The organism is Nostoc edaphicum CCNP1411 (assembly GCF_014023275.1).
In the GTDB taxonomy this organism is placed as follows: domain Bacteria; phylum Cyanobacteriota; class Cyanobacteriia; order Cyanobacteriales; family Nostocaceae; genus Nostoc; species Nostoc edaphicum_A.
In genome coordinates this window covers 1,087,332-1,109,484 of the sequence record NZ_CP054698.1, presented here as the reverse complement: position 1 = coordinate 1,109,484, position 22,153 = coordinate 1,087,332, and the positions used below count along the sequence as shown (strand labels likewise).

At 43.1% G+C, this 22,153-nt stretch carries 18 protein-coding genes and 1 pseudogene; 13 read left to right on the top strand and 6 right to left on the bottom strand.

Features of this window, described 5'->3' with window-relative positions; all coding sequences use genetic code 11:
• Positions 1–248: 248 nt before the first annotated feature.
• The 3 genes from HUN01_RS07385 (at position 249) to HUN01_RS07375 (ending at position 4,036) form a co-directional block, all read left to right on the top strand.
• The gene (locus tag HUN01_RS07385) at positions 249–425 is read left to right on the top strand and encodes a hypothetical protein (protein ID WP_176727114.1); all 177 of its coding nucleotides are present in this window, start codon (positions 249–251) and stop codon (positions 423–425) included.
• Between the two features lie 372 nt (positions 426–797).
• Entirely contained in the window at positions 798–3,692 is a 2,895-nt protein-coding gene (locus HUN01_RS07380; RefSeq protein ID WP_181930721.1) for a glycerol-3-phosphate acyltransferase, read from the top strand.
• The gene (locus HUN01_RS07375; protein WP_069072789.1) at positions 3,689–4,036 is read left to right on the top strand and encodes a cupin domain-containing protein; all 348 of its coding nucleotides are present in this window, start codon (positions 3,689–3,691) and stop codon (positions 4,034–4,036) included. The genes HUN01_RS07380 and HUN01_RS07375 overlap by 4 nt, the downstream gene beginning before the upstream one ends.
• 4 nt (positions 4,037–4,040) lie before the next feature.
• Here HUN01_RS07375 and HUN01_RS07370 read toward each other — a convergent pair whose 3' ends face one another.
• Positions 4,041–4,661, bottom strand: a complete 621-nt coding sequence (locus HUN01_RS07370; protein WP_181930720.1) for a Uma2 family endonuclease — start codon at positions 4,659–4,661, stop codon at positions 4,041–4,043.
• Positions 4,662–4,963: 302 nt separating this feature from the next.
• On the opposite strand from HUN01_RS07370, the gene HUN01_RS07365 reads away from it, so the two are divergent.
• Genes HUN01_RS07365 through HUN01_RS07350 form a run of 4 tightly spaced genes read left to right on the top strand, consistent with a single transcriptional unit; the run spans position 4,964 to position 9,516 of the window.
• A complete protein-coding gene (locus tag HUN01_RS07365) occupies positions 4,964–6,955 on the top strand; it encodes an MASE1 domain-containing protein (RefSeq protein WP_181930719.1) in 1,992 nt (663 codons plus the stop codon).
• A gap of 13 nt (positions 6,956–6,968) precedes the next feature.
• Positions 6,969–7,193: a hypothetical protein gene (locus HUN01_RS07360; protein WP_181930718.1), complete on the top strand. Its 225-nt coding sequence runs from the start codon at positions 6,969–6,971 to the stop codon at positions 7,191–7,193.
• 16 nt (positions 7,194–7,209) lie between these two features.
• Entirely contained in the window at positions 7,210–8,961 is a 1,752-nt protein-coding gene (locus HUN01_RS07355; protein WP_181930717.1) for an Hsp70 family protein, read from the top strand.
• A 9-nt stretch (positions 8,962–8,970) separates the two neighbouring features.
• Complete coding sequence (locus HUN01_RS07350; RefSeq protein ID WP_238846061.1) at positions 8,971–9,516, top strand: tetratricopeptide repeat protein; 546 nt, start codon at positions 8,971–8,973, stop codon at positions 9,514–9,516.
• A 317-nt stretch (positions 9,517–9,833) separates the two neighbouring features.
• Here HUN01_RS07350 and HUN01_RS07345 read toward each other — a convergent pair whose 3' ends face one another.
• Both HUN01_RS07345 and HUN01_RS34840 read right to left on the bottom strand, forming a co-directional pair.
• On the bottom strand, positions 9,834–10,982 hold the full coding sequence (locus tag HUN01_RS07345; RefSeq protein WP_203219527.1) for a mechanosensitive ion channel family protein: 1,149 nt from the start codon (positions 10,980–10,982) through the stop codon (positions 9,834–9,836).
• Positions 10,876–11,598, bottom strand: a complete 723-nt coding sequence (locus tag HUN01_RS34840; protein ID WP_203219526.1) for a hypothetical protein — start codon at positions 11,596–11,598, stop codon at positions 10,876–10,878. Before HUN01_RS34840 ends, HUN01_RS07345 begins: the two co-directional genes overlap by 107 nt.
• 63 nt (positions 11,599–11,661) lie before the next feature.
• Between HUN01_RS34840 and HUN01_RS07340 the strand changes: the two are divergent.
• The 4 genes and pseudogenes from HUN01_RS07340 to HUN01_RS07325 all read left to right on the top strand — a co-directional run bounded on the left by HUN01_RS07340 (position 11,662) and on the right by HUN01_RS07325 (position 18,115).
• Positions 11,662–12,770: pseudogene (locus tag HUN01_RS07340) on the top strand (IS630 family transposase).
• 304 nt (positions 12,771–13,074) lie between these two features.
• A complete protein-coding gene (locus HUN01_RS07335; protein ID WP_181930716.1) occupies positions 13,075–13,698 on the top strand; it encodes a hypothetical protein in 624 nt (207 codons plus the stop codon).
• 484 nt (positions 13,699–14,182) lie between these two features.
• Positions 14,183–16,378: a lytic transglycosylase domain-containing protein gene (locus tag HUN01_RS07330; RefSeq protein ID WP_181930715.1), complete on the top strand. Its 2,196-nt coding sequence runs from the start codon at positions 14,183–14,185 to the stop codon at positions 16,376–16,378.
• A 288-nt stretch (positions 16,379–16,666) separates the two neighbouring features.
• Positions 16,667–18,115 carry an MATE family efflux transporter gene (locus HUN01_RS07325; RefSeq protein WP_181930714.1) on the top strand — a complete coding sequence of 483 codons (1,449 nt, stop codon included), beginning with the start codon at positions 16,667–16,669 and terminating at the stop codon, positions 18,113–18,115.
• Between the two features lie 19 nt (positions 18,116–18,134).
• Here HUN01_RS07325 and HUN01_RS07320 read toward each other — a convergent pair whose 3' ends face one another.
• Positions 18,135–18,419, bottom strand: a complete 285-nt coding sequence (locus tag HUN01_RS07320) for a D-alanine--D-alanine ligase family protein (RefSeq protein ID WP_238846059.1) — start codon at positions 18,417–18,419, stop codon at positions 18,135–18,137.
• 49 nt (positions 18,420–18,468) lie between these two features.
• Here HUN01_RS07320 and HUN01_RS07315 point away from each other — a divergent pair, with 49 nt between their 5' ends.
• Positions 18,469–19,779: an IS701 family transposase gene (locus HUN01_RS07315; RefSeq protein WP_181930713.1), complete on the top strand. Its 1,311-nt coding sequence runs from the start codon at positions 18,469–18,471 to the stop codon at positions 19,777–19,779.
• Here the strand turns inward: HUN01_RS07315 and HUN01_RS07310 are convergent.
• Both HUN01_RS07310 and HUN01_RS07305 read right to left on the bottom strand, forming a co-directional pair.
• Entirely contained in the window at positions 19,729–20,517 is a 789-nt protein-coding gene (locus HUN01_RS07310) for a D-alanine--D-alanine ligase family protein (RefSeq protein ID WP_238846057.1), read from the bottom strand. The two genes, HUN01_RS07315 and HUN01_RS07310, sit on opposite strands and share 51 nt — an antisense overlap.
• Before the next feature lie 3 nt (positions 20,518–20,520).
• A complete protein-coding gene (locus HUN01_RS07305; protein ID WP_181930712.1) occupies positions 20,521–21,675 on the bottom strand; it encodes a KamA family radical SAM protein in 1,155 nt (384 codons plus the stop codon).
• A 331-nt stretch (positions 21,676–22,006) separates the two neighbouring features.
• Between HUN01_RS07305 and HUN01_RS07300 the strand changes: the two genes are divergently transcribed.
• Positions 22,007–22,144, top strand: a complete 138-nt coding sequence (locus tag HUN01_RS07300; protein ID WP_181930711.1) for a hypothetical protein — start codon at positions 22,007–22,009, stop codon at positions 22,142–22,144.
• Positions 22,145–22,153: the final 9 nt, after the last annotated feature.

The following is a 22,153-nucleotide window of genomic DNA, read 5'->3' as shown; positions in this document are numbered from 1 at the left end:
AATATTAAGTTGCACATCGCGTAAAGTTGAGTTTGTGAACTACCCATTCACCATTCCCCCTTCCCCATTCCCCATTCCCCATTCCCCATTCCCCATTCCCCATTCCCCATTCCATTTTGTATAAATAAAATTAATACCTCTAGAGAAGTAAGTAATTTTGGGGTTTTAAAAATTGTGAAAGTTAAACAAAATAGTATTGGGAATTTAACATCATCTGCAAATAGAAGGACTACAATCAAAACGGACAAATGTTTCATGCTCCAACAACAGAGGATTACAAAGCTATGTCCGACTTAAATCGAGGAATTATGAAATTTGAGGGTGCAGATTCCCCAAAAGTAGTCACCATCTCTACCGTGTTGCTTTTGGGATCGATCGCTGCTCTCATAATCTGGGCGCTGCAAGCTGCCTATGCGCTAAACTAAAACCATTAGTAGCCTAGAAGGACACTTGTCTTAAACGGTTTCCGTCGTAGCCAAGTGTCCTTAAAGAAGAATACAGAATCCAGAATCCAGAATTCAGAAGTAAAACAGGCTTGACGGCTGGTTTTAAAAGCTAGTTTGTGTAGTTGAGCAACTTAAAATATCCTGTCTGCATAAGGAGTCTAGTATGATTAGTATATTCATTCATCAAATATTCTCCTGAATTCTGACTCCTGAATTCTGACTCCTGAATTCTGACTCCTGAATTCTTTTCGATAAAAGCGCCCTAATCACCATCAAAAATTTCAGAAAAACTTTAGATTTGAGATTTGAGGTTTTAGATGGAAAATTTAAATCTAAAATCCAAAATCCAGAATGTTTGAACCTTGGGGTGTTTTAGTTATTTTAATTATCTGCCCCCTCTTGGGCGGATTACCCCTGATTGCATGGATTACTTACGCCCTGAAGCGGAAGCAATTATCACAGCTCGGCACAAAAAATATTAGTGTATCGGCTGCCTTTTATCATGGCGGAAAAGTTGTCGGAATTCTAGCAGTCTTGTCAGAGGCTTTGAAAGGAGTTGCGGCAGTCTTACTCAGCCGCGCTTTCTTCCCAGATGGCTCGTCTTGGGAATTAATTGCCCTGATCGCTCTGGTAATTGGTAGATACTGGATAGGCAGAGGGGCAGGTACGACAAATGTTGTCTGGGGATTTGTCGTACATGATCCACTGGTGGCAATATTTGTATCTTTCTTTGCAGGTATTAGTTTTACAATTCTGCAATCAAGAAAGGTAGTTAAATTTGGAGTTTTATTGCTCTTTCCTCTGTTTGTAACCCTTCTGCACCTGAGCGATATCCCCAGAATGTTGGCTGCTGTCGCTTTAGCTGCTTTAATGGCCTGGATTTACACCAAAATTCCTGATGATATGAATCTGCCAGCCCAAGAGGCACAAACAGAATCGCAAGCGATGTTGGAATTTTTACGCGGCGATCGCACAATGGTTTCTTTAGATGAAGAGTTGGATGCTGCCATCGTCGGAGAAAAGGCAGCTACGTTATCTCAAATTAAGCGCTGGGGCTATTCAGTTCCGAAGGGGTGGGTACTCGCCCCAATTGACGATCCCCAAGGGTTGACAGAATTTCTCCAGCCATCAGAATTATCCCCCCTAGTGGTACGTTCCTCGGCTATTGGAGAAGACTCAGAAAACGCTTCCGCCGCTGGACAATATGAAACAGTTTTAAATGTTACCAGCCCAGAGGCATTACAAGCAGCGATCGCTCAAGTTAAAACTTCTTATAATCATCCATCTGCTGTCCAATATCGGCGCGATCGCGGCTTAAATGATACAGCAATGGCTGTGTTGATTCAGCAACAAGTCCAGAGTGTATATTCTGGCGTCGCTTTCAGCCGCGATCCCATTACCCAGCAAGGTGATGCTATTATCATCGAAGCCCTTCCAGGCAGCCCGACGCAAGTCGTTTCGGGAAAAGTCACACCAGAACAATATCGCGCTTTTGTCGTTGAAACTGAAAATTCTTACTCTGTACAATTAGAGGGTGAAGGACGAGTCCCACAATCATTAATCAAGCAAGTTGCATACTTAGCCTACCGACTCGAAAAACGTTATCATGGCACTCCTCAAGATATTGAGTGGAGTTATGACGGTCAAACACTCTGGGTATTGCAATCTCGACCGATCACCACTCTGTTGCCCATGTGGACACGCAAAATCGCTGCTGAAGTGATTCCCGGAGTAATTCACCCCTTAACATGGTCAATTAATCGTCCCTTAACTTGTGGAGTTTGGGGAGAACTGTTTACTTTAGTTTTAGGCGATCGCGCCTTGGGGTTAGATTTTGCCGAGACAGCAACTCTGCATTATTCTAGAGCCTACTTTAATGCATCCCTCTTAGGAGATATTTTTATCCGGATGGGACTGCCGCCGGAAAGTTTGGAATTTTTAACCAGAGGAGCTAAATTAAGTAAACCGTCCTTGCAATCAACCTGGGAAAATTTGCCAGGACTAGGGAAGTTGCTGAAGCGGGAATTAAGTTTAGAAAAGGATTTCAAGCAGGATTATCATCAACGCTTCATTCCTGGTTTGTCACAGTTGGCACAGGAAGATATAGATAACTTGGAACCAGGCAAGCTGTTGGCAAGAATTGATTTTATTCTGGAGTTGCTACGTCATGGTACGTATTACAGCATTTTAGCTCCCTTAAGTGCAGCCCTGAGACAGGCGATTTTTCGGGTAAAGGATAGCCAGATTGATAACAGTGTTACCCCAGAAGTAGCGGCATTGCGATCGCTCAGTGCAATAGCTACAGATGCCAAGCAGGTATTGCAGAATTTTGAGCCACAGCAGGTATTTGAGCAATTAAAGCAAACCCCAGAGGGAGAAAAGATCCTAGAAGAATTTAACGAATTGCTTCAGGATTACGGCTATTTAAGTGAAGTGGGAACTGATATCTCCGTTCCCACTTGGCGGGAGAATCCCCAGATGATCAAGCAGATGTTTGTGCAGTTAATGCAGGGGAACGAACCACAAGCAGGGGCAAAAGATGCGATTAATAGTATCTTTGCTGTTAAGCGCAAACGTTCTTTTGTGCAACGCCGCGTAGATATCAAAGGACGAGTTACCGAAGTTTATTCACGGCTTTTGGCTGAATTGCGTTGGAGTTTTGTCGCTTTAGAAAAGGTTTGGTTAAAGTCCGGCTTACTCAGGAAAACAGGCGATATCTTTTTTGTCAACTTTGATGAAGTGCGGCGTCTAATTGTGGATGAAGATGCCAGCTTAATTGAGCAGTTAGATAAGTTAGTGGAATTTAGGCGATCGCAATTTGTGCAAGATAGCGAGATTATTCAAATACCCTTTTTAGTCTACGGTAATACACCTCCTCATCCCTTAGCTCCCTCTCCACTCTACTCTGACCAAATTTTACAAGGCATTGGAGCCAGTCACGGGCAAGCCGAAGGACGAGTGAAAGTGTTGCGAAATTTACAAGATATTCCAGAGATTGACCGAGATACGATTCTGGTAGTGCCTTACACAGATTCCGGCTGGGCGCCATTGTTATTAAGGGCTGGGGGATTAATAGCCGAAGCTGGTGGCAGACTTTCTCACGGTGCGATCGTTGCTCGTGAGTATGGAATTCCCGCTGTCATGGATGTGCGAGGTGCTACATGGATTTTGCAAGATGGTCAGCGGGTACGGATTGATGGGTCTAGAGGTATTGTGGAATTATCTAACGATTTAAGACCCGAATGATTACCACTTCTCTGAAAAACTTGCCTGAAGAGTCTGTTTCTCACAATCCCGAAATCAAGAAAAAGGTAATGCTACGCTTTGGCGATTTACCTCACCTGACTAACTTTTCTCAAGCGCGTTTTGCTCCCGGACAAACCGCACCAGCACACGCGCATCAAGATATGTGTGAAGTCTTCTTTGTGGAAGCTGGTTCAGGAGTAATTCACATTGATGGTAAAGAATACCCCCTACTTCCGGGAAACTGCGTAGCCATAGAACCAGGAGAAGTACATGAAGTTGTCAATAGTGGCTCAACTGAGCTTGTTTTGACATATTTTGGTTTACGAGTGGAAATATCAGCTTAAAACGCTACATCACACCAGCCTGAAAAATCTGGTTTGGGGTGAGATTCAATTCGGAAAAAGTTTGAGAAATAATGCGATCGCTATCTCGAAACTTACTTATCTGATATTCTCCATCAACTAAGTTACAGACAGAAATTGTCGGTTGTTTAGGATTGCCAATAAAATTACGTCCACCCAAGCCAGCATAATCGACAATCCAGTATTCCGAGATACCCATCTCTTCATAGTCAGCGTATTTTAAATAGTAATCGTCCCGCCAGTTAGTTGATACAACCTCAATTGCCAAAGGTATCGATGCACCCAAACTCACGATAGATTGTTTTTTCCATAATTTTTCGTTTGCTAGATTTGCACGGTTTAACACCAAAACATCTGGGAAGTAACCAGAATCTTTTTCAGGAGGTCTAACTATAGCTTGGTTAGGAATAACGTAAGAGAGGCTTAATCGGTCAATTAAAGCACTAAGCTTTATTGTCAAAAAACCCTTTACTTCTTCGTGTTCCCCTACTGGTTGCGCCATCTCAACAATGTCTCCGTTATGTAGTTCGTAGCGAACCGCTGAATTTTCGGGTAGCCAATCGACGAATTCCTCAAAGGTTACTAGCTTGGGTATAGCTTGAGTCATGGCTTTTGAGAGTTATTGCTTGGAAATATTATCTCTAATCTAGGGAGCTGCGGACAGATTTTCCACCATGTTCTTAAGCAACAATTCCTGCGCCGGTCTGAATCCCCGACTGATAGCGTTGTGGAAAGCGAGTCATTGAGCGTCAAGATTGCTGACCGGAGGCGGAGCGTCTCCGGCTTTGCTTCTGACTTCTGAATTCTTCTTCAAAAACTACTTTCATCACTGCTTTATGTTTCGGTCTTAAGAGGAAAGGGCATTCTATGTTTAGAAAACAACGTTGATATCAAGCAGCCACTAAACAGATGATTCAGCAAAAATCCCCTATATTCTCTTATAGGCTAAGGCAAATCGGAGGCACCGTTGTTTTGGCGATCGCCTACTATGGAATGGCTGAAATTTCACGGCATCTTGCCTCCACACCCCAAGATGTAACTCCAGTTTGGCCCCCCGATGGGATTGCTGCTGGGGCTGTTCTGTTGTTTGGTAACTGGATCGGATACGGTGTTTTGTTGGGTTCATTTCTCGCCAACTTTTGGGCGTTCCGAGATCCAACAAGTTTCTTATCTTTGGTGATTTCAACGCTGCCAGTTCTGGGAATTGCGATCGGAACAACCCTGGGGACTCTGTTGGGAGCCTTCCTGCTACGGAAAACTACCAACTTTAACTATCCCTTGGAACGTGTCACCGACGTGTTCAAATTTTTGATCTTAACCGGCATGGTGGGGCCGATCATCAATGCAACTGTGGGAGTGGCTTGCTTGGCATTGAGTGATAAAGTTCCCTGGACAGCGTATGGGACAGTCTGGTTAACCTGGTGGATTTCTAATGTTTCGGGAATTTTTATCGTCAGCCCGATTCTGCTTAGTTGGGGACAATTCATTCAAAAAAACCGACATTCAAGCGGGCAATGGTTATCCCTCAGTTCAATCTCAGAGGATTCTGAAAATCTCCCTCATCTTCGACACTCAAGAGCAAACTCACGCCGTTTCAGATTATGGTTAATTGTAGAGCCAGTTATCCTAATGGCGTTGGTCATTCTCATCACCAAAGTTGCTTTTGGTGAGGGATATCAGCTGGAGTATATGTTGATTCCGGTGTTGATCTGGTCTGCCTTTCGACTGGGGCAACCGGGTGCAACGCTGTTAACTTTTATTGTGGCTGCGATCGCAGTGATCGCAACTGTCAATAGCAAAGGTGGTTTTGTCGCTGCGGATCTCAACCAATCTTTGCTCCAACTACAATCGTTTATTGGCGTGATTACACTCACCATTCTTGTGCTGACAGCAACGATCGCAGAACGAACACAAGCAGAAACCAAGCTGCGTTTAGCTTTTGCCGAATTAGCCAGAACCAATGAAACTCTGGAAGTTCGAGTTCAGCAGAGAACAGAAGAATTAAATCAAAAGAATACGACTCTCAAGCAAACCTTACAAACACTCAAACGGACTCAATTGCAGATGATTCAGAGTGAAAAAATGTCTGCATTGGGACAGATGGTGGCTGGAATTGCCCATGAAATCAATAACCCGGTTAGTTTCATTGATGGCAACTTGACTTATCTTTCTGAGCATATCCAAGGCTTGTTGAGAGCATTGCAAGTTTACCAACAGCACTATCCCAATCCACCTATTGCCCTGCACGCAGAATTGGATAAACTTGAACTGGACTTTTTACGGGAAGATTTGGCCAAGATTCTTCAGTCCATGAAAATTGGTACCGAGCGTATCTGTACTATTGTGTTATCGCTGAGGAACTTCTCACGCTTGGATGAAGCCGAATTGAAAGCGGTAGAAATTCATCAAGGGATTGATAGTACCTTGGTGATTTTGCAACATCGATTGCAAGCGACAGCCGATCGCCCACAAATCCAAGTTATTAAAGAGTATGGTCAGTTACCACTGATTGAATGTGATGCTGGCTCCCTGAATCAAGTGTTTATGAATCTTTTGAGCAATGCTGTTGATGCATTAGAAGAATCTAATCAGGGGCGTTTGTTTCAAGACATTTCAGCCAACCCCAATGTCATCTGGATTCAGACTCGTCAACTCGATATAAACCAAGTGATGATTATGATTTCTGACAATGGAATAGGCATTTCAAAAGAAATTCGCTCTAAACTATTTGATCCTTTCTTCACCACCAAGCCCGTTGGCAAGGGCACTGGTTTGGGTTTGTTTATGAGTTATCAAATTGTAACTGAGAAGCATGGCGGTAATCTTTCGTGTGACTCCACAATCGGGCAAGGCACAAAGTTTCTGATTAAGATTCCTGTAAAAGCTCAGAGGATTGATTGAATCAGCACAAATTATGTCTCGATTTCAGCATTTATCATATCCTTTAGGTGGCGCTTATTATGACAAAATAAGTCACATTTGGCTACGACTATACCGCAGCGGTCAATATCATGTAACCTTGTATCTAAATGGTGAAGCTGTCATGCTTCAAAAATACAATATTTTGCGATCGCCCAAAGGGCACTGCACTCCGCGCAATTGCACCGCAGAGTTAAAACTAGGGGCAAATAACTTTTAACCTAACTTGGAATTTTATGAAAGCAGTTGGTATTGACTTAGGTACAACTAATTCCGAAGTGGCGATCGTCGAAAACGGACAGGTGCGAGTATTAGCAGGTGAAGATGGCGACCTGATTTTACCTTCCTGTGTGGGATTTAGCGATACAGGGAAACTGCTGGTGGGACGCGAAGCCCTCCGTCAGTATGCAGCAGCACCTGAACGCACTGTCAAGTCAATTAAGCGCTGGATGGGAACTGACCATAAAACCACTTTTGGAGATAAAGAATACTTACCTCATGAAGTTTCCGCTATTATTCTCCGCGCCCTGAAACAACGGGCTGAGAATGTTTTAGGGGAAACAATTACCCAAGCAGTAATTACGGTTCCAGCTTATTTTACAGATGCTCAACGACAAGCAACTAAAACGGCTGGTGAGATTGCTGGTTTGGAAGTACTGCAAATTATCAATGAACCCACGGCGGCGGCTTTAGCTTATGATTTGCGCTCCGAAGAGACAGAACGAATTGTAGTTTATGACTTGGGAGGTGGTACTTTTGACGTGTCGGTAGTTGAAATTACGGGCGAAGTCACCGAAGTATTAGCTAGTCATGGCAATAATCGCTTGGGTGGAGATGATTTCGACAGGCTTTTGCAACTCCATTTGGCGGATCTATTCCGCAAACAGCATGGGGTAGATGTGCCGGATGATGCCGCAACCCAAGCGCGTCTCCTGAGAGCCGCAGAGCAGTTAAAAATTGACCTGAGTTCCCATGCCTTTGCTACAGTCCGGGAAGCATTTTTGGGTAGTAAAGGCAAAACTGCACTACATCTAGAGACAGAAGTAGCGCGAGCAGATTTTGAAAAGTCGATTCGCCCACTATTAGAAGAAACCCTAGAGGCAATTGACCGCGCCCTCACAGACGCTAACCTGGAAGCCGATGAAATTGACCGAATTATTCTAGTTGGTGGTTCTACACGCATTCCTTTGGTGCAAGAAATGATCGCAGAGCATCTGGGACAAACCCCTACTGATGGTATTCAACCAGACCTTTGTGTAGCTTTAGGAGCAGCTTTGCAAGCGGGGGTGCTAGTAGGTGAATCTGTGGACGCCATTCTTGTAGATGTAATTCCCCATTCCCTCGGCATTGCTGCGGCTGTGCCTACACCAATGGGTATTATGCCAGGTTACTTTAGTGTGATTATTCCGCGCAATAGCGTTGTTCCCGTTTCCCGCTCTCATGTTTATTCCACCTTGTTTGATGAGCAAGACGCGGTAGAAATTGAAGTTTTCCAAGGTGAAAATGCGATCGCCGAAGAAAATGTTCCTCTAGGTTCCTTTAGAGTGGAGAACTTACCACCCAAGCCAGCAGGAGGGATTCAAGTTGAAGTTCACTTTGACTTTGACCTGAATGGTATTCTCACCGTCACCACCACCGAAAAAGGCAAAGGGCAACAAGGGACGCTAGTAGTAAATAATGCAGGGATACAGAAACTTTCCAGCCATGAATTGAAGCAAGCAAGGGCAGATTTAGAAGCATTATTTGAAAGTGATGAAACAATTGAAATCTCCGCAGAAGATTCAATCGAGTCTGTAGAAATCACTCCAGAATTGGCAGCACTTTTAAATGGCGCGGGGCAAGCACTTCTTACTGTAGACGAAGAACAAGCAGAGGAACTACAAGACTTATTAGACCAGATTGAAAATGCGATCGCTGACAATAGCCCAGAATTAACCCAGTTACAAACAGAACTGGAAGATTTTCTTTACTATATCAGCACGAATTGAGAATGGGAAATGGGGAATGGGGCATGGGGCATGGGGCATTGGGAATTGGGCATTGGGCATGGGGCATGGGGCATGGCAATTATTGAATATCTATATGAAACAACTATGAAATGTCCTGTCTGTGGAGCAATTTATCGTCCAACAAAAGGTAGCAGGGGAACAGAGAAAAATGAGGGAGACAAGGAGACAAGGGAGATAAGCAATGCCCAATGCCCAATGCCCCATGCCCCATCCATAACTTGCAAACGCTGCAAGGTAGACTTATCTGATTTGCTCTGTCTGCACGACCAAGCTATCTGGAATCACAGACAAGCACTGTATTTATTATCACAAGGGCGTTATTCTGAAGCAGCAATGCACAACAATCAAGCCATTGCTTTGTATTCCAGCAATGCAGACTTCCATGCCTTAGCAGGGAAACTATGGGCATTACAAGGAGAGTTTCGAGAAGCGATCGCATCTTGGCAACAAGCACTCAAATTTGACCCAGAAAATGCGATCGCTTGTGATTGTCTGCAAATGATCGAGTTAATGGCAAAAAATCATCAAACTTAAGGGACTACCAAAGAATAAAACAGGAGTCAGAATACAGAATTCAGAATTGGTGAATAAGTAAGTGGGCAAGAATAAATCAAACTATATTAAGTAATGTAAAATTCAATTAAATTACTTCGTAGTAAGGGCTTTAGCCCTTAAAAGAGGACTAAAGTCCCTACTACAAACCTTTAATTATTTACGCCCACTTACTTACTCTACCCATAAAGGGATAGAGTTTTAAGGCGAGAATATTTTAATTTTTTTCGCCCACTATTCGTCACCCACTCGTACAGAATTCTTCTTATAAATTACTCAAAAAAATCAAGAGTCTAAATTTAAACGGTAATTGCGTGAATCTGAATATTGTTTGCTTCAAAAGCTTGCCGTACCCGTAGACGGAACTCTCGTCCAACATTCCATTGTTCCATAGGTGCGGTTTTAATCCAAACGCGCACTAACATACCTGTATGGGATAGGTCATCAATCCCCAATACTTGGGGCGATTCTGGCAGGCGATCGCGCCATTCTACTTCGCTATACAATTGTTTGCATACTTGCTTGAGAATCTCTAAAACCTGCTTGGGGTCGTTTTCATACGCCACTACAATAGAAAAGTCTACCCGCGACCAGAGACGGGTTAGATTGCTGACATTCATGATATTGCTATTGGGAATGGTAATTAATTTACCTTCGCTATTACGTAGTTGAGTCACCCGCAGGTTGAGGTTTTCCACTAGTCCGCTTTTATCCCCAATCTCAATTACATCTCCCACAGCAAATTGATCCTCCATCAAAATCAAGCAGCCATTGACCAAATCTTTAATCAGACTTTGGGAACCAAGAGAAATTGCGATACCGATCACAGCGCCCCCTGCCAAAATTGAACTGGTAGGCACATTAAATATTTTTAGAAAATCCAAGATACCGAAGGTGATGAAAACAAAAGTGATTAATCCTTTGAGTGCCCCGGCAACTGTTGCAGCTCGTAGGGCAATCCGTTGAGTTTCACTCAAAGGGAGAGAGGAATGGGTTGTCCAGACATCAGTGAGGCGGTCAATTAAAATTTTACCGATCCGAATAACAAGAGTGATGAAAAACCAAATAATCAGTAGTGCTAGGGGCCGGGCTACAGCGTCCGTCCACCATCTCATCAGGTAGGGGACGCGATACATGATGACCGCAATCCCGATGTACCACATCAGAATAAATACCCAAAACAGTAGCCATGTGAGCAGAGAATAGATCCCTAGTTGGTGCTTGAGGCTAAACTGTCGCCGGATCGTGTCTAGAAACTGCGATCGCCCATCGGCGGTAGTGTCTGCATCTGTTTTCTTTTCGCTGGTGTCTATTGTGTGAATAGTTGTAGATGTTTCTCCCTCAGATTGCTTGACCACACTCTGTTTTCCCGCAGCTATCTGCTCTTGATGGCGAACTTGCAATGCCGTCTGTTTGCGAATTAAAGTTCGCCGCAGTAACCACAACACTCCCCAACACTAAGCCGATGCTGATTTGCAGTGCCTGTCCAATTCGTTGCCACAATATCTCATGCGAGAAGAGTTTATTAATGCGTTCTACTTCTGCTTGTAATATTTTTTGCCACTCCTGTGCCAATTCCTCCCGATTTTTCCCCTGGTAGTCAGCATCTGGCTCTGTTACTGTTACCAACCTTAAAGGACGGGTCGTTTGATCGTCACTGAGTTGGAGGATTAAATCCTTATTCAAAATGGCAATGGAAACCACAGGAGTTTGTTTAGCTTTGTTAGTTCGAGCGAGCGCTCGCATCAGCCGTTGCGTTATTTCTTCGGCACGTACCTCTACTGGAAGAGATCCATCTGGCGGTTGGCTACGATTAAAAACAGTGGGAGAGACAATCTCAAACAATAAGTTTCTGTCTAAGGGTGAATGCACAGACGCAATTTCATACATACCGAGGCGGGTAACACCACTAGGTGGTTTGTGCGGATCGTTGGAGGCTGCGGTAGGTAAGGAAGGTAGTTGACTGTGAGCGATCGCACTCCAACCAAGTACCATTGCGATCGTCATCATACTGACTAGCACAAACCGAATTATTGAATGGAGGAAGCGATTAAACAGGAACATAAGCTGTTACGCAGCTAGATTGTATAATATTAGATTAAGTAATTAATTTAGTATCAGCCATCTATGCCAGCAAAAAATCATCTTTCCCAAGAGCAGAAGGAAAGGCTACTAAAAACGCTAAAAGAGCATGAAAATCCCTACGTAAGAGAAAAGATTCTGATTTTATTATTAATGAATGATGGAAAAACTTATCAAGAGATTAGTAAGTTTTTAGATATTGCATATCCAACAGTAGCATATTGGGCAGTTCACGGCGATCCAGATAACCTAGAAAGTTTTTTAGATGGAAGAAGAGAAGGGAACTTCCGCAAAGTTACCAAAGAATATGAGGATTTATTATTAGAAATAATTGAAAAAGAGCCACTAGAGTATGGGTATGAATTTGGTCGTTGGACAGCAGCAAGACTAGCTACATACCTCGAAAAGATAACAGGAATTAAGTTAAGTGGTTCACAAGTTGGGAGAATATTAGAGCGAAAAAAAGTACGTTTACCTTTGGGCAAAATACAGCCTAGAGGACAAACAGAATCCTGAAATGCGTAAGGCATTTAAAGAAAAATTGTCAGAATACTTAAGAATAACAAAGGAAGCCCCAGAGCGTTTACAGGTATGGTTTTGGGATGAGAGTGGATTTAGTTTAAGAGTGATAAGAAGAAAAAAACTGGGGTAAGAAAGGTACAAGGAAACAAATCACAGGTCAAAGAAGAAGAGGAAGAGTAAATATTATGGGAGGGTTACGTTATCACGACAAGAAGAGAATGAATTTTGTGATTAAAAAAGGAAATGCCGATGTATTTTATGAGCAGCTTCAATCTTTGAATAATTTTCTATTGCAAGAATGGATAGAGCAAGGAAATAGAATTGAGACTTTCAATAAATGTTCTGCGAAAATAGTGATTATCTTAGATAATGCCAGCTTCCATAAAAGAAAAGATATTTTAGTTCGTATCAAGGCAGAAATGCCAAATATTATCCTGGAATTTCTACCACCTTATAGTCCAGATTATAATTTGATTGAATTGGTTTGGCATTCAGCAAAAGAATATATAGCTCATAGATTGTTCGAGTCAGTATCACAGCTAGAAGAGTTGTTAAATAAATTGTTAAATGAAGGAGGTCTTATTATTAAATGGGAACGCAAAATTAAAAATAAAGGTAATGCTGTTTATTAAATTTAGCTGCGTAACAGCTTATCTATGGGAAGGGAAAGTGATTGAGTAACTAATATTAGTGTTGGTCATCATCCTACTTTAATTTTCTATCATCAATTAATTTTAGAGAATTTAGGGTTATTAGAAAAAATTTGGTGATCGCTTCCTATAGAAAAACTCTAGAATTCAGAAATGGTAAAAGTTTTTGGAAAGTGACACAAGAAAGATAGTTTAAGAAAGTTTGCAAGTGTCAACTATAAAACGCACATTTAGAGAATGATATAAAATGTCATCTTCGTTGTCATAACTCAGGAGTTTTATGGTAATGAAATCTTCAAATTCATTTTTAGCAGTAGCACTGGCGATAGCTTCGGTAAGTTTTCCCGTATCTGTCAAAGCCGATACCGTGAATGCCCGTTGCGATGTATTCCCAAAAGGAGAAGACCGTGCCACATCTTCTGGTTCCTGTACCTTTTCCCAACGGCAGGGTGCGGTTAGCATTCAACTGGAAAATGGTAATAGCTATGACCTGCTCCCTTCGGGTAATCAACCCGGCAATTATCGCGATCAAAATGGTGATGCTGCCTATCGACAAGCTGGACTTGGCGACCGGGGACAGATTTATCGCCTCGCCACTGAGTCGATTTTTGTCTATTGGAATACATCTACTAATGAACAAGACTTAGGTAACACAAATCGTAGCGCTGCTGCTAGGCGTCAGCCTGAAGCGGGTACTACCGTCTCTAGATTGCGTGATTTAGTGGGAGCAAGGGCAGGACAGGCAGAAAACACAGTGAAAAAACGAGGCTATCAATGGGTCAAGAGTGATGATTCGGGCTACAGCTACTGGCTAGAAGGCAAAACTAACTACTGTGTAACAATCCAAACAGACCAAGGACGCTACCAATCGATCGTTTACACGGGGGGTTCAGGAGATTGTCAAAAGTAGTTGCTATCTGGACAAACAATCCAATTTAGAGGGCATTGGGAAGATGTCTTAGAAGGTAGCCGAGAAAGCTGAAACCCACATTTGGCACATTGATAGAATTTCCCAATTTCGGACATGGCGCTCTTATATTTTCGCAATGTGCTAGAGATGTAGGAGCCGTGTTTGTGATGAATCCCACTTCATCTCCCAATGCAGCGTGCAGGGAAGCTTTGAAAACCAAGTTCGTGCTGTCTCCAACTTCCTCATAATGATTATTATAAATAAAGGCAGAGGGTAGAATTCCCTTCTGCCTTCTTCAAGATATACCCAAGATAGATGTAATAGTATTTAATATGTGCTATCAACTCAATACTGCCAACCGTAGGATTGAAAATTAGTATTTTTCTACATAAAATTAAAAATCTAATAATTAAAAATTGGACACACTGATGGTTAGGAGTGTTAGAGTTTCAGGAAATTCACCGGAACTTTTCAGCGGGTATTCATGCTGAAGAAACTACAAAAAAAGCAGATTTCGATAATTGCGGGTGCGGCACTGTTTGCCTTTTTAGCCGGGGCAATGGTATCAGCACCAGAGATTGGTAAATCCCTTGGACAATGGCTCAAACTGAGTCAGAATCAAGCAGAGTCAACATCAGAGGCTAGCATTGCCCAATCAGCGGTCTTTCCACTGATATCACAATCGCTGCCAGAACGGGCGGCAAAACTAGCAGCGATCGCCCAAGAATCGCGATCGCCAGACCGGAATCGCGCTCGTTATCTGTTAGCGAGTGATTACATTGAAAGAACCCAAGCGCAAAAAGCCCTGGCTTTACTCCAAGGATTAGAGAAAGACTATCCTGTTCTCGCGCCTTATATTTTGCTGAAACAAGCCCAGGCAGAGGATATGCTGGGTGAGGATGGCAAAGCTTCGGATCTGAGGCAAAGTGTGCTGAGACTGTATCCCAAAGAAGCAGCCACAGTAAAAGCGCTATATCTGATTGCCCAACCAAAGCAACAAGAAACCGCGATCGCTCAATTTCCTTCCAATCCTCTAACTTGGGAAATTATCCGCAAACGCTTACAAGAAAATCCCAATCAGCCACAATTACAGCTGATTTTGGCTAAATATGCCTACGATCAACCAGGGATAGTGGGCGTTTTAGATCAGCTAGTAAAACAGCCGAATCTCAAATCTGAAGACTGGGAAATCATTGGTACAAGCTATTGGGAAAATAGTCAATTTCTCAAGGCGGCCAATGCTTATGCCAAAGCACCCAAGACACCGCGCAACCTCTACCGTACCGCACGGGGGTTACAAGTAGGAGGCAAAGATCGAGAAAAAGCGATCGCCACCTATAAACAATTAGTCCAGCAATTTCCAGATACCGAAGAAACTGGAACTGCACTACTGCGGTTAGCAGAAACCACAAAAACAGGTAAAGACGGCTTACCCTATCTTGACCAGGTAATTAGTAAATTTCCGAAACAAGCTGGTACTGCACTGGTACAAAAAGCTAAAACTCTCCAAACCCTCAAAGATCAAAAATCAGCTAGCGCGGCGTGGCAATTACTCATAGCCAAATACGGCAATTCTGATGAAGCCGCAGAATACCGCTGGAAAATAGCCACAGATAAAGCCAAAGCCAAAGATTACGTTGGTGCTTGGCAATGGGCAGAACCAATTGTCACCAACAACCCCAACAGTATTTTGGCTCCAAGAGCCGGCTTTTGGGTAGGGAAATGGGCAGCTTCACTAGGCAAACAGCAGGAGTCTAAAACTGCTTATGAGTATGTGATTAGTCAGTTTCCTTACTCTTACTATGCATGGCGATCGGCGACGATGCTGGGGTTGAATGTCGGCAACTTTGACAACGTGCGCGTCATGAACCCAGAAGTAATCACACCCCAGCGTCCATTACCGCCTGCTGGTTCTGAAACTTTCAAAGAATTGTATCTGTTGGGTCAAGACCGTGATGCCTGGTTACAATGGCAAACAGAATTTCAAAACAAAGTTCAGCCAACAGTAGCAGAGCAATTTACTGAAGGGTTGATCCGGCTGGCAAGGGGAGAAAATCTCATCGGAATTGACAAAATCTCTAAATTGGAAGACCGGGAAATACCAGCAGAACTTACCGAATATGAGACTCTGAGCAAACAAATCATCTACTGGCAAGCCCGTTATCCATTTCCCTATTTTCGAGAAATTCAAAAGTGGTCTACCGAGCGTCAACTCAATCCTCTGCTAGTAACTGCCTTGATGCGTCAAGAGTCACGATTTGAACCAAAAATAAAATCTGTCGCTGATGCTACTGGCTTAATGCAGGTGTTGCCGAGTACAGCTAAATGGATCGCCCCACAAATCAAAGTAGATTTCAAAACAATAAGTCTAGAAAATCCCAACGATAACATCATGATGGGTACATGGTATTTGGATCATACCCATGAGCAATATAACAATAATTCCTTGCTCGCGATCGCTAGTTACAATGCTGGCCCCGGTAATGTCTCCAAATGGCTGCAAACTCTAACCACACAAGATCCAGACGAGTTTGTTGAAGAAATTCCCTTTGATGAAACCAAAAATTATGTGCGTCAAGTATTTGGCAACTACTGGAATTATCTGAGGCTTTACAACCCTGAGATTTCTGGCATCGTAGCAAAATATTCGACTACACACCCGAAATTACCACAGCAGTGATTTTGCTGGTTGAGGGCAGGGGGGCAGGGGGGCAGGGGGGCAGGGGGGCAGGGGGGCAGGGGGGAGATTAATAACTCCCTACCATTACCCAGCACTCCTGAATTCTCATCGGTTACGGCTAAAAGGCAACATTTTACACAAATTTAAGTGGGGCGATGCTTACCGCGGGCTGCGCCTACGCTATTTTTTCTGTTGCAAGGGTCAAGCGATCGCTAATAGCTTGAGTTGATTGCACCTGTAGGCGTTAATATATCTTAATGTATTCAGTGTTGCAAGTTTCGCGCCCCAATGGAGTTAACTTCAAAAAAATTTAAGTCAGAACTGATATTAGAAATCCAAGCCTGCCTGCAATTGGCAGTTCCTTTGGTAATTACTCAAATATTAGAAGCGGGCATTCCTTTATTGGATGGGGTGATGATGGGCTTACTTAACAGCCAAGCTTTAGCTGCGGGTGCTTTAGGTGCTGTTACTTTTTCTACCCTAGCTTCCGTTTGTCGTTCTGTTCTTTCCGCTGCGGGTGTGAGTGTCGCCAATGCTTTTGGTGCAGGAAAAATAGACCAAGTTAGTCGTGCTACCGGTCAAGGAATTTGGTTAGCTGTGACGATGTGCTTACCTGTGATGTTTGTCATTTGGCACTTTGACTCTATTCTGCTGCTGACTGGTCAAGAAGAAAGCAATGTGTTATTAGCTCAAACATATTTGCGGTCTATTGTTTGGGGTTTTCCTGCTGCACTCGGTTTTTGTATCTTAAAAGAAGTTAGCTCTGCCCTCAATCGCCCCCAATTCCTAACAGTAATTACCGTGGTAGGACTATTATCAAATGCGGCTGCTAATTACTTGCTAATATTCGGTAAATTTGGTTTTCCAGTCCTTGGTTTAGCCGGTATTGGTTGGGCAAGCGCACTCATTTTTTGGCTAAATTTTATCGCCGCCGCCAGTTGGATTTGCTTTGATAACTATTTTAAAAAATATCAACTTCATTGTGCTTTGCATCAGTTCGATAAAGATATGTTTATAGATATCTTTCAAACTGGGTGGTTTTTGGGGTTGCAGTATGGGGCAGAAATTGGAGTATTCACTGTCACTGCTTTACTGATGGGTTGGTTTGGGACAGAGACATTAGCAGCCCATGAAATTACTGTCGAGACGGAAAGTTTTGTCGAAACTGTATCTATAGGTATTTCCTATGCCGTCACTATGAGAGTAGGACAACTGAGAGGACAAAATGATCTCAAGGGTGCAAGCAGAGCGGGATTTGTCTGCATTGCCCTTATCACTCCTGTTGTGAGTATTGTGGCACTAATTTTTTGGCTGTTTCCCAACTATATTGTGGCAATGTATTTGGACACCAGTAATTTAGATAATATCGAGATAGTTAAAACGGCAAATTCTTTCCTGGCTGCGGGGGCAATAGTCCAGATACTTTATTCTATTCAGACTATTGCTGCTGGTGCTTTAATCGGGTTGAAGGACACCAAAGTGCCAGTGTTAATTACTATGTTCGCTTACTGGGGAGTAGGTCTAGGTGGAGGTTATCTAATGGCATTCACTTTCGGCTGGGGTGCTATAGGTTTATGGTTGGGTTTAGTACTAGGGCTACTCATGGGTGCAGTGCTTTTAACTTGGCGTTTTTATCTTTTGACTACTGAGTTAAGCTATTCTCGCCAGCAGCCCCACGCCGTCCCGTTCGCGGAGCGTCTCGTAGAGAAGGGCGGCGCTGGAAGTATGTCACTCTGATTGAACAGCTCTAAAAACTTCAATTTTTGTACCTTTGCCATGCAGACTCGACTATTTCAGCAATGATTTCTGTGTATGTCACACCACCCAAACGTCCCATAATTGGCAAGTCTGAGCGGATATGATGTAGCCCTGGCAATGGGTTAAGCTCCATAAACTGCAACACACCGCTAGCATCGCAGCGCAGATCCACGCGGGCAGCGTCTCGGCAACCAAGAGTATGGTAAGCATCCACCGCCAGTTGCCTTGCCTGTGCTGCCAGTGGTTCAGGATCTATGAGTAAACCATAACCCTGTTTTGTCACTCTGGCAGTAGTATAATAAGGTACAAACGCTAGAACCAAGACACAGAGTATGGTACAGCCTCGTCCAGCCGCACCAACAGTAAAATTCGTGGACGAATATTGCCAATGGTATAAAAGCCTGTTTCCAGATGTTAGGAGCTTCGAGGCTTTTAAATACCTTCATGTAGGGTGTATTTCTGAACTAAAACGGAAAACCCTACCAGAAATAGCAAAAATTGTAGGATTGGACAATCAGCAGGGTTTGCACCATTTTTTAACTACATCACCTTGGGATATAGAGAAGTTAAGAGCCTTGCGATTAGAGCTAATTTTACAAGTTCTAAAAGGTAGACCAATCATTCTAATTATTGATGAGACAGGAGATAAAAAGAAAGGGAATAAGACAGATTATGTGAAACGACAGTACATAGGTAATTTGGGTAAAGTAGAAAATGGAATTGTAGCAGTCACGGCGTATGGTGTATTCTGTGGGATGACTTTTCCATTACTGTTTGAAGTATACAAGCCACGCGAAAGATTAAAGCCAGGGGATAAATATCTTACGAAGCCTCAAATAGCAGCAATAATGATGAAAAAGCTAGAGTTGATGGGTTTTAAATTCAACCTAGTACTAGCAGATAGCTTATATGGTGAGAGTAGTGCTAATTTCATATCTATATTAGACGATCTGGGGTTAAATTATCTAGTGGCGATTCGCTCAAACCATTCTGTAGAGCTACTTCCTAGACAACATACTCAATATTTAAAGTGGCATAAGTTTAAAAGAGTATTCTCTAACTTGAGTAGTGAGAATCGGTTTATTAGGGAAATAATTCATGGTAAACGACAAGAAAAAAGGTATTGGCAGATTACTACTGACATTGAGAAATTACCCGGTAACACTACTTGGTATGTGATGAGTAAATACGCAGACCTTACACCAAGAGATGTTGGTAACTTTTATGGGTTAAGAACTTGGGTTGAATATGGCTTGAAGCAAAGTAAGAATGAATTAGGTTGGGCAGATTATCGGCTGACTCATTATGCGGATATTGAACGCTGGTGGGAGATTGTTTGTAGTAGCTACTTAATGGTGAGTCTACACTCTGAACAAATGCAGTCTTCTCCACCAAAGTCTCCATCAAAATTGGCTGCTCATCCTTGGTGGGATGATGGGAAGGGTTGGAAGAACATTCTTAACAATCTCCGTTTAATAATTCAACCTTTTACTTTATTTAACCTAATATATCCCTGGTTGACAGTTTTTCCTATTCCCCAATTGTCTTTGGGTTTTTCGAAACTTCAATCTATTATTTATAACCTCACCAGTTCAATATTTATTTTCCTGTCTCACCCTGATTTCTACTTTTCCTCTGCCTAGAGTGACAAAACAGGGATAAGATACCCGTTCCAGATACTCATCCTTGTTAAGGGTGGTGTAGGCAAAAGCTTCCACTTCTCCTGTAAAAATTACTTCCATCACACCTACTACCCGTGAGTTGCTCCCGTTGCCAATAATGCCAACTGTTACTTCTCTACCAGAAAGAAAGGTTTCCACGAGTACTGGTTGCTGAAAAAGTTCACGTAACAATTGATAAGTATTTACTAGTTCCTCGCGTTCTTTGACAAGAGAACGCCCAGTTATCCCTTTAGAACTACCTTCCGCCACAGGCTTGAGGAAAAGTGGTATTGGCAGCGACACGGCTGCTGCCTCTGCGGTAGTATTCACGATTTCAAAGGGGGCTGTCGGCAAACCGCGATCGCGCACCACTCTTTTAGCAAGCGCCTTGTCTAAAGTTAAAGCACAGGTGAGTGGATCGGAAAAGGTGTAGGGTTGAGCGAATAATTCGCAAACTGCCGGGACTTGAGCTTCACGAGAGCGACCCTTTAAACCCTCAGCAATATTGAAAATCAAATCCCAGCGATCGCCTTTTGCCAAGCGCAGAGCAAGTTCTCTACCATTACCGACACGTTCAATCTGATGACCTAACTGCAATAGTGCAGTTTCCAGCCCGATGATAGTTTCTTCATCATCGAACTCCATTACCTCAGAGTCACTGAAACCAGCTTTCAGGTAGTCTGCCTTCAAGTCATAACACAGACCAATGAATAACCCCATAGCTTACTCCACTGGATCTGTATAGGTGTACGTCTTACCCGCCCAATTTTGCACTGTAGCTGTACCATTCTCATAAGCAACTAGAGTCTCGGCTTGAATTGGGACTTTGCCACCACCACCAGGGGCATCAATTACATAGGTTGGTACAGCGTAGCCAGTAGTATGACCACGTAATTTAGAAATTAAATCAAGCCCAGTTTGCACACTTGTTCGCAGATGTGCAGTGCCAACAACAGGGTCGCATTGATAAAGATAATAAGGTCGCACACGCAGCTTAAGAAGACCATGAAACAGATTCTTCAGGGCTTTTTCAGAATCATTCACACCTTTTAACAGCACAGTTTGGCTGCCTAGAGGAATGCCACTATCAGCGAGGCGATCGCAAGCTTGTGCGACTTCTGGGGTAAGTTCCCGCACATGACAAAAGTGCAAAGATAGCCACACTCGATGTTTACGTAGCAAGGCAACCAGTTCTGGTGTAATTCGCTGCGGTAAGAAACTTGGCACGCGAGAACCAATGCGGATAAATTCAATATGCTTAATGGCACGCAGCCGCCTAAGCAAATTGTCTAAAGGTTCATCAGCCATCAATAGAGGATCGCCACCGGAAATTAGTACGTCACGGATCTCGGTGTGTTCCTCCAGGTAAGCTGCGATCGCATCCAACCGCCGCGTTACTGGGTACATCTCACCTTGGCTCACCAAACGAGAGCGGGTGCAGTAACGACAATAAGCAGCGCAACTATCTAGGGCCAGCAGCAACACTCGGTCAGGATAGCGGTGTACGAGTCCTGGTACTGGAGTGTCGTGATCCTCACCGCATGGATCTACCATGTCTGCTGGACTAACTATTAGTTCTTCTTGCCGTGGTATCACTTGTAACCGTAGTGGGCAAAGGGGATCTTCTGGATCAAGTAGTGATGCAAAGTATGGGGTTACGGCTACAGCAAACTTCTCTGGTGCGATTAAAAGTCCCTTTTCTTCGGTAGCACTAAGCCTTAATAACTTCTGAAAGTGTTCCAGCTTAGTCAACCGATGCCGCATTTGCCAACGCCAATTGTTCCAGCGTTCCTGGTTGTAAGTCTCTCCCAAAATCTGACAAATTTCTTCACACCGAATATCAGTTACTAGAGGATCTAGAGTAGTGTTTTTGATCATTATTAGACCGAAATTAAGCTGAGAATAATAAACAAATCACAGCCTAATAGAGTGCGGCGCAAATCCAGCTACCATCTCAATTAAGCAAGCAGACAAATAGGAGCAATTCATGAATTGCCCGTCCCTTGTTAAAGGTAAGCAAATTTTTGTCACAGTGTATTAGTATGTTTACTTAGATTTTTAGTTAAAATAAAAAAATCTACTCCAAGGTTCATAATAAGTGTTTTTCTATACAGGATACACTTGTGCTGTCATGATAGCAATCGCTGTTTTTGTGCAGTATTAATACGTAGATAAATGTCGCAGATTTAATTATGTAAGGATTTTTGGGGTGCGATCGCACGCTGCATCTGCTCAATTGATTGTTGCGATCGCTCAATCTACAACTTGTGTAAATAATTCAGCCAGCTACGCCACATTTGATTACCGTTGGGCGATTGCGATTGTGCCAAGAAGACGACTAGAATAAATTTCTTCA

Excerpts from the sequence above, each read along its gene's own strand:
- HUN01_RS07385 (WP_176727114.1), top strand. The coding sequence starts at position 249 with ATGTTTCATGCTCCAACAACAGAGGATTACAAAGCTATGTCCGACTTA.
- HUN01_RS07380 (WP_181930721.1), top strand. The coding sequence starts at position 798 with ATGTTTGAACCTTGGGGTGTTTTAGTTATTTTAATTATCTGCCCCCTC.
- HUN01_RS07375 (WP_069072789.1), top strand. The coding sequence starts at position 3,689 with ATGATTACCACTTCTCTGAAAAACTTGCCTGAAGAGTCTGTTTCTCAC.
- HUN01_RS07370 (WP_181930720.1), bottom strand. The coding sequence starts at position 4,661 with ATGACTCAAGCTATACCCAAGCTAGTAACCTTTGAGGAATTCGTCGAT.
- HUN01_RS07365 (WP_181930719.1), top strand. The coding sequence starts at position 4,964 with ATGATTCAGCAAAAATCCCCTATATTCTCTTATAGGCTAAGGCAAATC.
- HUN01_RS07360 (WP_181930718.1), top strand. The coding sequence starts at position 6,969 with ATGTCTCGATTTCAGCATTTATCATATCCTTTAGGTGGCGCTTATTAT.
- HUN01_RS07355 (WP_181930717.1), top strand. The coding sequence starts at position 7,210 with ATGAAAGCAGTTGGTATTGACTTAGGTACAACTAATTCCGAAGTGGCG.
- HUN01_RS07350 (WP_238846061.1), top strand. The coding sequence starts at position 8,971 with ATGGGGAATGGGGCATGGGGCATGGGGCATTGGGAATTGGGCATTGGG.
- HUN01_RS34840 (WP_203219526.1), bottom strand. The coding sequence starts at position 11,598 with ATGTTCCTGTTTAATCGCTTCCTCCATTCAATAATTCGGTTTGTGCTA.
- HUN01_RS07335 (WP_181930716.1), top strand. The coding sequence starts at position 13,075 with ATGAAATCTTCAAATTCATTTTTAGCAGTAGCACTGGCGATAGCTTCG.
- HUN01_RS07330 (WP_181930715.1), top strand. The coding sequence starts at position 14,183 with ATGCTGAAGAAACTACAAAAAAAGCAGATTTCGATAATTGCGGGTGCG.
- HUN01_RS07325 (WP_181930714.1), top strand. The coding sequence starts at position 16,667 with ATGGAGTTAACTTCAAAAAAATTTAAGTCAGAACTGATATTAGAAATC.
- HUN01_RS07315 (WP_181930713.1), top strand. The coding sequence starts at position 18,469 with ATGGTACAGCCTCGTCCAGCCGCACCAACAGTAAAATTCGTGGACGAA.
- HUN01_RS07310 (WP_238846057.1), bottom strand. The coding sequence starts at position 20,517 with ATGGGGTTATTCATTGGTCTGTGTTATGACTTGAAGGCAGACTACCTG.
- HUN01_RS07305 (WP_181930712.1), bottom strand. The coding sequence starts at position 21,675 with ATGATCAAAAACACTACTCTAGATCCTCTAGTAACTGATATTCGGTGT.